This window comes from Dyadobacter sp. CY261 (assembly GCF_021440085.1).
Taxonomy (GTDB): domain Bacteria; phylum Bacteroidota; class Bacteroidia; order Cytophagales; family Spirosomataceae; genus Dyadobacter.
The window spans coordinates 317,543-330,893 of the sequence record NZ_JAKCPW010000005.1 but is presented as its reverse complement, the minus strand read 5'-3'; the positions used below and the strand labels follow the sequence as shown (position 1 = coordinate 330,893).

Below are 13,351 nucleotides of genomic sequence, written 5' to 3'. Positions count from 1 at the left end.
TTATTTTCTGCTAAGAAATGCCTGTAAATGAGCAAATATGTAATAAATGATAAGTTACTATTACGATTTGATTAAATCGTACAACGCTACGCAAAATGAAGATATTTTTACGCAATTTGCGACTCAAATTTTGAATCGAGTGACGTAGATTTATAAAACAATTCCAAATACGCCACCCAATACAAAACGTCGCCGATGGTTCGGATAGCAGAATTTTTAGCTGCAACGGTGATGTAGGGAACTACTTAGTTTTAAGACCTGATTATTTTTCGATAGATATTGAATACCGCTTTAGGCAAATTGATGCCGATTAATAAATAGGATCATGCCAAGAATAAAAGTTTTTTTATTAATAAATAATTCTTTTTAATCTAGTCCCCTTTTCTATAAGCTAAATCTGTACGACTGTGGCCTACCCCGACGAAAATACCCTGATCAGAGTAACGCAAGGCGACGAAGCGGCCTTTGCAGCGTTGTATAATTATTATAAGACACCTGCGCTGCGGTTTACGGTTTCATTGCTCAAAGATGAGGAAGAAGCTGAAAACATGGTTCAGGATGTGTTTATCAAGATTTGGGTACGAAGGTCCCAGATCAAGCCGGACTATAACTTCAATTCCTACCTGTTCACCTGCTTGCGGAACATGGCGTTCGACCATTTCAAAAAACTGGAAAAGAGCGAGCAAATGCGGAAACATTACCTCGAAGCGATCCGTACCGCCGGGGAAGAGGAAAAAGAAGAGGCGGAAAGAAGATTAAGCGTAGTGCAGGCGGCGGTCGACTCGCTATCGGTCAAACGTCGCCAGATATTGAAATTGAACATCGAGGAAGGCAAGTCCTATCAGGAGATTGCGGAGTTTTTGCGAATCTCTAAAAATACGGTTAAAAACCAGCTTGTGAAAGCCAAACAGATCCTGCGCGAAAAGGTGGATCTGGCAGCGATATAGACCCCAAGTTAGCCCAGAACTACATATTCCTAAAACCCGGAAAAGCAGGAGCGCTAACGCTTCTGCTTTCCTTTTTTGCAATGCGCTGCCTTATTTCAAATCCCCGAGCTCGCCCAGATTAAGGGCTTTTAATGCCTGTTTCAATTGGTCGACGGTAACATTGTCGCCCTCAACGTTTACCACATACCGATCTGCCACGAGTATATTGATTTCTCCGGATTTGCTTTCGTTGTTATATTTTTCAAAAGCCTTATAGCCCTCGATTTTAGTGGTTTTTTCGTAACCAGTGGTAGTTTCTTTATCGATATCCGCGATCGACCAGGCTGCGAGTGCCATTGTCGACACGCCAGCAATGCCCCCGGTATCCACGATTTCGATATTCAGCTTTTCGTCGGAACTTCCCTGATATTTGGCCTGGGCCGTCGAAACTGTGAATCCCATTGCACCTGATTTTTCACCGGTAGCTTCTGTACGGCTCATACCAACCAGGTTTTCGGGCAGCAGGTCTTTCAGTTTGCGAAAATCAACCGGATCGACCGCCTCGCGGTCGCCCATTTCCTTGGCTTTATCCGCAATGGCCTGAAGTGCGTCTGCCGGACTGTCGGCGGCCGCTTTCTCTTCGGCTTCTTTTTCTTCTTGACTACCGCCGCAACCGGTCAAAAGCAGGGCACAAGATAGGAAGGCGGCTATAAACGATGTTTTCATCTGACAGTTGTTAGAGTTTATTTCAAACTAAATACAATGTAATGAAAACAGCGCATTGAAGCATGCACTTAAACCAGTAGGCGGCAGCGATTCCAGCCTCAGCTTGCTAGTTCCAGGGGATTTCTTCGCGACCGGATAATGAAATACAGGCCGAGGAATACTACCGGGATACTCAGGATCTGCCCCATGTTCAATGCATAGTTCGCTTCGAAGGCTTCCTGGTTTTCTTTCAGGAATTCATAAAGGAACCGCAACGTGAATACCCATACGAAGAACACGCCTACCATGAGGCCTCGTGGCGTGGCGGCTTTGTATTTGTTCCAGATGGCGAACAATATGAAGGTAAGTATGAAGCAGGAAATAGATTCGTACAACTGTGCGGGGTGGCGTGGGATCTGCAAAAACTCGGTGTTATGCCTGAAAATGAATGCCCAGGGCACATCGGATGGCCTGCCGACGATTTCGGAGTTCATCAGGTTTCCAAAACGGATGAACGCTCCACCCAATGCGATGGTGATTACCATGCGGTCGGCTACCCAGAAAAACGTTTGGCCCGTGCCTTTCCGCGAGCGGGAATACAGCCAAAGTCCGGTGACAATACCGATCACCGCACCATGGCTGGCGAGCCCTGCGTAGGGCGGCAATATCACTTCAAGGGGATTTTTAAACAAAACTTCGGGTTCATAAAAGAGAAAATGGCCCACGCGCGCACCTATGACAGTGGATAGCACCATATATAATGTGAGTGAGTCGATATCTTCCAGTGTCTTTCCTTCTTTCTTGAAGATATAGATCATAATTTGCTGACCGATCAGGAAACCGGCGGCGAAAAGAAGACCATACCAACGAACAGGAAAAGGGCCAAATCCAGCGATTTCGGGAATGGTGAAGATTTCGGGACTTGCGTCCCACATGATATATGAAAGCATTGTTTGTGATGTTAATGGTCAAATATACTAATATGAGACAAGACGCGAAATGAAATTTTTACTCATAGCACTCGTGCGGTTTTATCAGGCGGCGCTTTCGCCTTATCTGCCCAATTCATGCCGCTACACGCCCACATGCTCACAATACATGATTGAAGCCGTGCAGAAGCATGGGCCATTGAAGGGCGGGTGGCTGGGATTGAAACGTTTTGCGCGCTGCCATCCCTGGGGAGGACACGGCCACGATCCGGTTCCCTGAATCAGCCAATGGCCACTTTCCTCAGAATGGAATCGATGATGGTCGTCGTGCGCACGCCGTCGGCCTCTGCCTCGTAATTGAGGAGAATGCGATGGTTCATGATGTCGGGTGCGAGTTCCTTGATATCCTCGGGTAACACATAATCCCTTCCTTCCAGGTAGGCAAGTGCTTTGGCGGCGCGGTTCAGGTAAATAGTAGCCCTCGGTGAAGCTCCAAACTGAATGTAACGGGCCTCGTCGCGCAAGCCATAGTCTAGCGGGCGGCGCGTGGCAAATACAAGCTCTATAATGTACCGCTCCAGCGTGTCGGAGATATTCACCTTATTCACATTGTCCCGGATCGCAAAAATGTCCTCTTTGTTCAAAATAGGTCTGATATGGTACTCGTAGTTGATGTCGGACATGCGCCGCATCACTTCAAGCTCCTTCATCTTGTCAAGGTAATCGACGTAGACTTTCATCATAAACCGGTCGATCTGCGCCTCGGGGAGTGGATAGGTTCCTTCCTGTTCCACCGGGTTCTGGGTGGCGAGTACCACAAACGGACGGTCGAGAAGGAATGTTTCGTCGCCGATCGTCACCTGTTTTTCCTGCATGGCTTCCAAAAGGGCGGATTGCACCTTTGCCGGGGAGCGGTTCACCTCGTCGGCCAGGATGAGATTGGAAAAAATAGGTCCTTTTTTTACCTCGTAATCGCCTATTTTAGGCTTATAGATCATTGTTCCGATCAAATCCGCAGGGAGCAGGTCGGGCGTAAACTGGATACGTTTGAATTCCAGATGCAATACTTTGGCCATCACATTGATGGTGAGTGTTTTGGCAAGTCCGGGAACACCTTCAAGCAAGACGTGACCGCCGGTAAAAAGGCCAATCAGCAGCCGGTTCAACAGCTTGTCCTGCCCCACCACTACCTTGCCCATCTCGTCCAGAACCTCCCTGATTTTTTCTATGTACATGGAAATTGTTTCAAATTAAATGGCGTGATCAGGCCCAAATGGCTCTTACAAACCGGTCCTTACCATTGATATCGCGAAGGATCTCCACGTTTTTGTAATTCCTTTCTTCAAAAACCTCTTTCGTCTCTGCGCCAAAATGCTCGTTGATTTCCACATAGCATTTTCCGTGCTGCTTCAAATGATGCACGCCGAAGTCGGCAATGGCCTTGTAAAATAGCAGCGGGTCGCTGTCTTCCACGAACAATGCTTCATGCGGTTCGAAACGTAGTACGTTGGGACGCATACTTTCAGCCTCCGAATAAGTAACATAGGGTGGATTACTCACCAGGCAGTCGAACTGGACAATGTTGCCGGGTAGCGGGAATGTCACATTCAGCATATCCTGCTTCGCGAAGGTTACATCGGCAATAAGCTGGCGGGCATTTTCTTTGGCTACTTCCAGGGCTTCGTCAGAAACATCCCATGCATGTACGCTTACGTGCGGGAGAAAGCGCGCAAGCACGATCGCGATACAACCGCTGCCAGTGCCGATGTCGAGGATGGAGATGTTTTTGTCGGGCTCGGCATAGTCGCGGGTGACCATCTGTACCAACTCTTCGGTTTCCGGACGCGGAATGAGGACCGCTGAAGAAACGCGGAATTCGAGGCCGCAAAATTCGGTTGAGCCGATGATATGTTGTACCGGTTCGTTGTTGTTCAGCCGTTTAATGATGCCGTCCCAATCAGGTTGGGTACTGTTTTCAGGAATGGGGCGGTCAACCAGCACGTCTATATTGCGCAGCCGCATATAGTGCTCCAATAGCATGAATGCAATTGCCTGAGCTTCTTTTTGCGGATAAACTGTGATGTTCTTAACTATATATAAATAGAGCTGGCGTGCAGAAGTCATTTTCACTGATTTTGATCTAATGTCGGAAAGTTAGCAAATTATGGGAACTCCCGAAAGCTGACTTTAAAAGCGCATTTGTATTTTTGCCACATGGAGACGCACGATCAATGGATGCAGCGGGCATTGCAGCTCGCCGAATACGGGCGCGGACAGGTGAGTCCGAATCCCATGGTGGGTTGTGTGATCGTCCATGACGGCCGCATTATCGGGGAAGGCTGGCACCGTGCCTACGGAGGCCCGCATGCCGAAGTGAGGGCCGTAGAGGATACCGACGAGAAAGGTAATTCGCATTTGTTACCACAGGCCACCGCCTACGTCACCCTGGAACCTTGCTCCCATACAGGCAAAACACCACCGTGTGCGGACCTGCTTGTGAACCGGCGTCTCAGGAAAGTGGTCATCTGTAATGCCGATCCCAATCCGCTGGTGTCGGGAAGAGGCATTCGCCGCCTCCGGGATGCGGGAATTGAGGTCGAATGTGGCGTGCTGGAAGCGCAGGGGCTGGAACTGAATAAGCGCTTCTTTACCGCCATGATGCTCGGCAGGCCTTACATCATCCTCAAATGGGCTGAAACAGCCGATGGTTTTCTCGGTCGGGAGACGGGAAGCCCGGTGCAGATCAGCGGTGCATTCTCCAACATGCGCGTTCACCAGTGGCGTACCGAGGAGGATGCCATAATGGTAGGTTATAAAACGGCGCTGATGGATAATCCACGCTTGAATGTGCGCCATTCGGCCGGAAGAAATCCGGTCAGAGTGGTGACCGACCGACGGCTCCAGTTACCGGAACATCTTCATTTGTTCGATCATTCGCAAAATACGATCGTTGTTAATTATGACCGTGAAACCGAAACTCCGATCGATCCCGAGCGCTATGCAGCGCCGTCGGTAGCCTATATGAAAATAAACAGGGATGCCGACGAGATCAATGAAATTTTACAGGGGTTGCACCTACGCAAAATCCATTCGGTGCTGGTAGAAGGCGGTGCGGCGGTGATCAATGCATTCTTCGAAGCGGGCTTATGGGATGAAATCCGTAGGTGCCAGGGTAAGCTGTCAATCGGCAAAGGTGTAGTGGCCCCGTTGCCCAGGCACATATTTCAAGGCTCTGAACAGATAGGTGACGATTTGTGGACCTATTATAGGAAAGCCTAAACACTCCAGAGATTTTCTTCAGCATTCCAGATCTCCCAAGCCTTCTCAGCTTGCAATTCCAGCATTTTCAGCCCGTTTTGAACAGCAGCTCCGCGCTCCGTGCCTTTTTTAAGGAATAATGTTTCGGCAGGATTGTACACGAGGTCATACAGATAATGGCCTTTGGTTATCCATTGATAAGGAATTGACGGGCACTCCTCCGTGTTCGGGAAAGTTCCCAATGGGGTAGTATTGATGATCAACCGGTGGTTTTCGATCAGTTCCTGCGTGAGCCCTTCGTAGGGTAGGCAATCGTCGCTTTTCTGGCGTGAAACCAATATGTATTCCATTCCCAGATCCTTCAAAGCAACCTGGACTGCTTTGGCTGCACCTCCGTTGCCCAATATCAGTGCCTGTATATTTTTACAAGCTTCGCCCCGTTTATCGAACCATTCTACCAACGATTGTTGAAATCCGTAATAGTCGGTATTAAAGCCTTTTGTGCTACCGTCGGCGTAGATTTTGATCGTGTTCACAGCACCGATCCGTTCAGCGGAAGCATCATCCAGGTCGTCGAGGTAGGCAATCACATCCTGCTTGTATGGAATGGTCACGTTAAGCCCTCGCAGGTCGTGTTTCTTTTTCAACAGTTCCGGCAATTCCTCCAGGGATTTTATTTCAAAAAGATCATAACTGCTCTCCTTGATCTTTTCACGGATGAATTTGTCGGTGAAGTAGCGTTTTGAAAAAGAGTGGGTAAGTGGGTATCCAATCAGGCCGTATAAGTTCATAGGGATGCGTCCGACGCATAGTAAAATTCAGGGCGCTAAGTTATACCAGCCACCAGCTAATTACAAATGTATCCAGCCATGCTGCCTGGCTAATTTCACCGGTATGTTTGGCTGTGCGATTGTTTGTTAAACCCCTACCGGATTGAAGATCAATTAGTTTCAGAAATAAGTTAATTAATATTAAACAATACCATAATTAATTTGGATTATGGTAACAAATAAAGTAGAATTACCTATCCTTTATCTGTACCAAAATTTATGAAGTGGCGAAATCTCTACTACACACTGTGGCTGACCTCTCTCCTGATCGGTCATGCCAATGGGCAACAACGCCTTGATTATCAGGTTTTTCTTAGAAGTGGTGCCGTGTTGCCTGAGCGAAATGTTTCGTCATCAACTGCGCGATCCAATGCGTCGTTCAGGTTGTCGAATGCCGGAAAGAAATCATTTGTAATCATCCAATTCGACGACATACCTACCGAAGATGAGCGCCGTGCATTAAAACAGGAAGGGATTGAGCTGCACGAATACATTCCCAACTACGCATACACTGCCACCATCGCAGCCGGAAGCAATCCAGAGGCGTTGGCGCGGACGAGGGGGCGGGCGATCATGGAGCTCAGTGCAGAACAGAAAATGGAAACAGGACTTGCCAATGGCCATATTCCTTCCCATGCATTTACCGGACCTTCAACGGTGGATTTGTGGATCAATTATCCGAAATCGTTTACTGAAAGAGAAATTAGGGCGGAACTGGAAAAGCTGAACTACCCGGTCGTTTCCGACGAACACAAAAACTACCAGATACTCAGGGTAAGGATACCTGCTAAGGAACTTAAAACGCTCGCCTCCCAGCCGTTTGTTAAGTATGTGCAAGCCATTCCGCAACCCGACCGGCAACTGAATAGCAGAAGCAATACTTTCGCCCGCAGCAATGTGCTTAAATCGGCCCTGCCGGGTGGCCGGAACCTGTCCGGCGCAGGGGTGGTGATAGGCGTCGGCGACGAATCGAACCCATTGCGGCATATCGATTTCAACAACAGGATCATTAACCGAGCCCCTATTGAAGCAGGAGCGCATGGGATACATGTAATGGGCACAACGGCAGGCGCGGGCATTATGGATGAGCGCTATATAGGACATGCCCCGAAAGCGACCATCTTGGCTCAGAGTTATTCCTCGATCCTGGCCTATTCGCCACAGTATGTGCAGGATTTTGGCATGGTTGTCACCAACAATTCTTACGGCTCCGATGTGATCACCTGTGAAACCAATGGTGTTTACGATTTATATTCTTACATCCTCGATCAGCAAGCATTTGAGATGCCGTTCTTGCAACATGTGTTTGCTGTCGGTAACAGCGGAGCTTTAACGTGCGCACCATTTGCTGCGGGTTTTGCTACTGTGCTGGGTGGTTATCAGACTGCGAAGAATGTGATCACTGTGGGTGCAACTACCGAAACCGGTGCTCTTTCGTCACAATCCAGCCGGGGGCCTGTAAAGGATGGTCGTATTAAACCGGAAATTATGGCCTTTGGCTCGGGAGTAGGTTCTACACTGCCAGTAAACCTTTACGGAAACGGAAGCGGCACCAGCTTTGCGAGCCCGGCCGTTGCCGGAGGCCTTGCCATGCTTTATGAGCGCTATCGCCAGTTGAACAGCAACCAAAATCCAAAAAACGGTTTGATGAAAGCACTTCTGGTCAACGGTGCGGTCGACAAAGGCAACGAGGGTCCCGATTACCGATTCGGATTTGGCTCGTTGAACCTGCTACGTTCGGTGAAAATGCTTGAATCCAACAGTTACATCACGGGCCAGGTTTCGCATCAGGATTCCAGCAATTTCTCGATCAACGTTCCTGCCAACACGGCTCAGATTAAAGTGATGTTGTATTGGAACGATCTGGCCGGCACAACACTGGCTTCGCAAAACCTGGTTCATAATCTGGATCTGAAGGTAAAAAAACCTTCCAATGATGTGGTTTATCCGCGGATCATGAACGCGTCCGCTGCCCAAGTGAATGCCGTCGCAGGAACCGGGGTTGATAATGTGAACAATATGGAACAGGTGATAATCAATGACCCGGTGGCAGAAGGTAACTATACAATTTCTGTCAAGGGAACCACAGTGGGCCAGGCTCCGTCGCAGGAATATTTTGTTGTTTATGACATTATTCCCAAATCTATGGCGCTTACTTATCCGATAGGCGGCGAACGCCTGAAAGACAGTGAGGCGATCTATATTTCCTGGGATGCGTTTGGCAACAGCGGCAGCACTTTCACGGTGCAATATAGTGCAAATGATGGGCTCAATTGGACGAATATTTCCACATCGGTTGCAGCTGGGTCAAGCCAGTTGGCGTGGACAATCCCTGCCGGTACGAAATCCGACAAGATGCGTGTAAGGGTGACGCAGAACAGTACCGGCGTGCAAAGTGTTTCAGAAAGGTTTACGGTGATTGGTGTACCTAGTATCACTCTCTCAACGCTGCAATGCGAGGGTTACATTTCAGTGGAGTGGACTGCGGTGACGGGTGCTACCGACTATGAGGTAATGGTTCTGAAGGGAAGTGAAATGGTACCGGTCGCTACGACAATCCCCACCACCTATGCATTGAGCGGACTCTTAAAAGATTCTACGTATTATGTAACCGTGCGGGCAAGGATCAACGGACAGCCAGGTCGCCGGGCGTTGGCGATTTCGCGTAAACCTGACACCGGTACTTGTGTCGGAACGATATCAAACAATGACCTCAAAATCGAATCCATCCTGACACCAGCCTCGTCTGGAAGGAAAAATTCGTCTTCGGAGCTTGGCAGCGCGGTTTTTGTTAAAATCAGGATCAAGAACCTCGACGACGTTGATTTCAACAGTCCGATAAGTGTAGGTTATGAATTGAACGGCTCGCCGATACCGCTCGAAACCATTACACCTTTCATAGAAAAAGGCAAGACCTACGACCATACTTTCTCAGCAGGGGTTAATTTGTCCATTGCGGGTAACTATACTTTTAAAGTATTCATCCATGGCAGCCAGGATATTGTTTCTGCAAACGACACTTTAACCAAACTTTTCAGGCAGCTTCCCAACGACGCGATCACATTGCCGTTTGAGGATAATATGGAAAACCTGCCTGTGCAGACAGTCATTACGAACCAAATGGGGCTTACGGGCGATGGGCGTTACGATTTCAGCGCTAATACCGATGCCGGTAGGATCAGGACGTTTGTCAACTCCGGAATCGCTGCTTCGGGACAAAAAGCGCTCACGCTGGACGCAAACCGCGCTTACACAGCCGGCACAACCAGCTTTCTGGTGGCAACATTCAATTTGGCCAACTTTAATGTCAGCAACGATGACCTGCGACTGATATTTTCCTACAAAAATCACGGACAGAAAACGAATGCCGACAACAAGGTTTGGATCAGAGGAAAAGATACCGATGCCTGGATCGAGTTATACAACCTTTTTGCGAATCAGAATCTTACGATAGAAGGGTATAAAACGGTTGACCCGTTGGAATTGAGTTCATTACTTTCGGCTAACGGGAAAAATTTTTCTTCGAGTTTCCAGGTGCGGTGGGGCCAATGGGGCAAAATGATTACTTCCGATTATAACAACGGTGCCGGGTATACTATCGATGACATTCGGATTGTCGCGGCAACCGACGATATTCAAATGATAAGTCTGCTGGCGCCGCCAACAGAAAGCTGTGGCCTCGGCAATGCGGAAACGATCGCCATACGTATCAAAAACAGTTCAGCGCGGGATATTACCAATATTCCGCTAGCCATGTCGTTACCGAATGGAACAGTTATCCGCGATACCATTCCTTCGGTTGCCAAACGCACCACGATAGATTTCACTTTTAGCAAAAAAGCCGATCTGTCTGCCATTGGGACGCTCGATATCAAAGCATGGTCCGATTTGTCTACCGATAGTTTTCATGGTAACGATACGCTCTCCGTGAAGGTCTTCAATGCGCCGGTGATCAGTTCGTTCCCGTATCTAGAAAACTTTGAAAATGGGGACGGGTTCTGGTACGCCAAAGGAACAAACAGCTCATGGCAGTACGGGACGCCGGCCTCTGCCGGTTTGGTTAAGGCATCCAGCGGATCGAAACTCTGGAAAACCAATCTCACAGGCGGTTATAAGGATAAAGAAGAGTCCTATCTCTACTCGCCCTGCTTCAATGTAAGTGGTTTAAGTGCTCCTACCTTAAGTTTCAGCGCGGCAATTGACCTGGAAGTCTGTGAGCCTACCCCGTGTGATTATGTGTTCATCGAATATTCCGGAAACAACGGACCCTGGACGAGGCTGGGTTCGGCGGGACAGGGTACTAACTGGTACAACAAAACCTACTCAGGCAGCGGAGCCTGGGCCGTGCAGGATTACCTCCGTTGGCACGTAGCCAGCATTCCCTTGCCTACCGGGTTCGCCAATTTGAAATTACGTTTCGTGATGATATCCGACGCATTTACACATCGGGAGGGGATCGCCCTGGATGATATCCATATCTTCAACAAAATCGCACCGATCGCCGACGCTGGCAGCGGAGCCGTGACGCAGCAAATTTCGGCTGGTTCGGAATGGGTCAATTTTGTTCAAAACGGAAAATTACTGGCTTCCATCCATTCGAATGGACAGAATATGGGCAATACGCAGGTGCAAACCTATGTCAACCTGTCGGGCGTTGGAAACGCCAACGGTCAATATTATCTTGACAGAAACTTTACCATCAAACCGGCCAATAGTGAATTAGTTAATTTTGCGACAGTCAGATTTTATTTCCTCGAGACTGAAATTGAAGCATTGATCAATGGCACAGGTTGCGGAACGTGCGGTAAGCCTGTAAATGCATTTGATCTGGGCATTTCAAAATACAGGAATATAAGTAACCCGTCGAGAGAGGATGGTAGCATTGCCAACAGCGTCGACGGTGGCTGGTCGTTTCACCCGGCAGGCGAGGTCTTGATTGTACCTTACGACAAAGGCTATTATGCAGAACTGAAGATGAAGAGTTTCTCCGAATTCTGGCTTTCGAAAGGTTTTGTGGGTAATCCAGGCGCGTTGCCCGTGAAGCTTATCAGTTTTAGTGCCAGGAAGAAAGGGGATGGCGGCAAAGCCAAAGACGTACTGCTGGAATGGGAGACTGCTTCCGAAGATAATTTTGATCATTTCGATGTCGAAGTTGCGACAAGTGACGGCGCGTATAGAGAGGGACGATTTACTACGCTCGCCCGGATCGATGGGAAAGGCAGTTTGAAGGACGGCAAAAAATACGAATTTATCGATCAGACACCGGGAAAATGGGGAAATTTGTACTATCGCTTAAAAATGGTAGATGTCGATAGTACCTATCAGTATTCTCGCGTTCGGACGATAGCATTTGATGAGCAATCGGAATGGTTGGTTTATCCAAATCCTTCCAAAGGTATATTTTATTTGGGAGACAAAGTTCCGGCGAGCCAGTCACTGTCCGTCAATGTCTATGACCTGCACGGACGGGTCTTGAAAACAGTTGGTGGAGAAGCGTTAAATTCCGGGCAGAACCGAAATGTGGATATCTCCGGACGGGAGTTCGTTGACGGAATATATGTGCTGGAAGTAGTAAACGGGGAAACAAAACAGGCATTCCAAGTGTTGAAAAACTGATTTGCAAGTCATGCCATTGATTTTATTCCGATAAATGATGCTGCCTTGCAGCAGATCGGCAGGGACTAGCGAATAGTTTTACAGCAGACCCCACGTTTCAACAACGCATGTCATGAACAAATTTTTATTGATCGTTTGCCTTTTTGCCCTGTCCGAAACTTACGCTCAAAACAATGGTAAATACAATACACTGATCCTCGATACCGACATCGGCCCCGACTACGACGATGTGGGCGCGATGGCCGTCATGCACGCGCTGGCTGATAAGGGGGAGGTAAGGCCCCTTGCCGTGATTTCTTCTAATAAGAATGAATTGGTAGTGCCTACTATCGAAATCCTGAATGCCTATTTCGGGCGGCCGGAACTACCTACCGGCGCACCAAAGAAAAAAGGGGCCAATTTCGGCGCTACACAAAAGTGGCCGGAAATGTTGGTGGAAAAATACCCGCACAAAATTGACAAAACTTCCGACGCCCCGGATGCAGTGGAGACCTATCGGAAGATCCTGGCCAAACAACCCGACCGTAGTGTTACCATCGTAACGGTCGGATTTCTTACCAACCTGGCCGACCTGCTCGATTCCGGGCCGGATGCCAACTCGCAGCTTTCGGGAAGCAGCCTTGTTCGCAAAAAAGTAAAACAACTGGTTTCAATGGCGGGCGGATTTCCCAAGGGCCGTGAATATAATGTCCTCGTGGATTCGGTGGCTTCGGCGAAAGTTTTCACGGAATGGCCTACTGAGATTCTTTTCAGCGGATTAGAAATAGGGCAGGAAATCAAAACGGGCAAAAGAGTAATTGCCAACGAGAATTTAAAAAGCCCGGTGAAGGAAGTTTTTGCCATGGCCATGCCGCTCGCAAAGGGCGACGCTGACGGGCGTATGAGCTGGGACCAGACCGCCGTGCTTGTGGCAATCAGAGGTATTCAGCCTTATTTTGGTGTGAAACGAGGGAAAATTATCATGGATGGAGGCAACAATAGCTGGCAGGACGACCCGATGGGCCCGCACGCTTACCTCACGCCGAATATGCCCTTCGAACAGCTCGCTGCGCTGATCGAAGGACTGATGATGTGGCAGGGAAAATAA

The 13,351-nt window shown here is 48.6% G+C and carries 10 protein-coding genes; 5 read left to right on the top strand and 5 right to left on the bottom strand.

The window, feature by feature from the left end:
- The first annotated feature begins 407 nt into the window (after positions 1-407).
- Positions 408-947 (top strand): RNA polymerase sigma factor, encoded by a 540-nt coding sequence (locus LZD49_RS16520; protein ID WP_234668669.1) that lies wholly within the window; start codon positions 408-410, stop codon positions 945-947.
- Positions 948-1,037: 90 nt separating this feature from the next.
- On the opposite strand, the gene LZD49_RS16515 is transcribed toward LZD49_RS16520, so the two are convergent.
- Together LZD49_RS16515 and lgt are read right to left on the bottom strand one after the other, a co-directional pair.
- Complete coding sequence (locus LZD49_RS16515; RefSeq protein WP_234668668.1) at positions 1,038-1,652, bottom strand: hypothetical protein; 615 nt, start codon at positions 1,650-1,652, stop codon at positions 1,038-1,040.
- A 98-nt stretch (positions 1,653-1,750) separates the two neighbouring features.
- Positions 1,751-2,581 (bottom strand): prolipoprotein diacylglyceryl transferase, encoded by an 831-nt coding sequence (gene lgt / locus LZD49_RS16510; RefSeq protein WP_234668667.1) that lies wholly within the window; start codon positions 2,579-2,581, stop codon positions 1,751-1,753.
- A 49-nt stretch (positions 2,582-2,630) separates the two neighbouring features.
- On the opposite strand from lgt, the gene yidD reads away from it, so the two are divergent.
- A complete protein-coding gene (gene yidD, locus LZD49_RS16505; protein WP_234668666.1) occupies positions 2,631-2,840 on the top strand; it encodes a membrane protein insertion efficiency factor YidD in 210 nt (69 codons plus the stop codon).
- 1 nt (position 2,841) lies between these two features.
- On the opposite strand, the gene LZD49_RS16500 is transcribed toward yidD, so the two are convergent.
- A complete protein-coding gene (locus tag LZD49_RS16500; protein ID WP_234668665.1) occupies positions 2,842-3,795 on the bottom strand; it encodes a MoxR family ATPase in 954 nt (317 codons plus the stop codon).
- A 28-nt stretch (positions 3,796-3,823) separates the two neighbouring features.
- Positions 3,824-4,684, bottom strand: coding sequence for a peptide chain release factor N(5)-glutamine methyltransferase (prmC, locus tag LZD49_RS16495; RefSeq protein WP_234668664.1), 861 nt, complete (start codon positions 4,682-4,684; stop codon positions 3,824-3,826).
- A 90-nt stretch (positions 4,685-4,774) separates the two neighbouring features.
- Here prmC and ribD point away from each other — a divergent pair, with 90 nt between their 5' ends.
- Positions 4,775-5,839 (top strand): bifunctional diaminohydroxyphosphoribosylaminopyrimidine deaminase/5-amino-6-(5-phosphoribosylamino)uracil reductase RibD, encoded by a 1,065-nt coding sequence (gene ribD / locus LZD49_RS16490; RefSeq protein ID WP_234668663.1) that lies wholly within the window; start codon positions 4,775-4,777, stop codon positions 5,837-5,839.
- On the opposite strand, the gene LZD49_RS16485 is transcribed toward ribD, so the two are convergent.
- Positions 5,836-6,609 (bottom strand): shikimate dehydrogenase, encoded by a 774-nt coding sequence (locus LZD49_RS16485; RefSeq protein ID WP_234668662.1) that lies wholly within the window; start codon positions 6,607-6,609, stop codon positions 5,836-5,838. The two genes, ribD and LZD49_RS16485, sit on opposite strands and share 4 nt — an antisense overlap.
- Before the next feature lie 258 nt (positions 6,610-6,867).
- Here LZD49_RS16485 and LZD49_RS16480 point away from each other — a divergent pair, with 258 nt between their 5' ends.
- Together LZD49_RS16480 and LZD49_RS16475 are read left to right on the top strand one after the other, a co-directional pair.
- On the top strand, positions 6,868-12,264 hold the full coding sequence (locus LZD49_RS16480; RefSeq protein ID WP_234668661.1) for a S8 family serine peptidase: 5,397 nt from the start codon (positions 6,868-6,870) through the stop codon (positions 12,262-12,264).
- Between the two features lie 112 nt (positions 12,265-12,376).
- Positions 12,377-13,351 carry a nucleoside hydrolase gene (locus tag LZD49_RS16475; protein WP_234668660.1) on the top strand — a complete coding sequence of 325 codons (975 nt, stop codon included), beginning with the start codon at positions 12,377-12,379 and terminating at the stop codon, positions 13,349-13,351.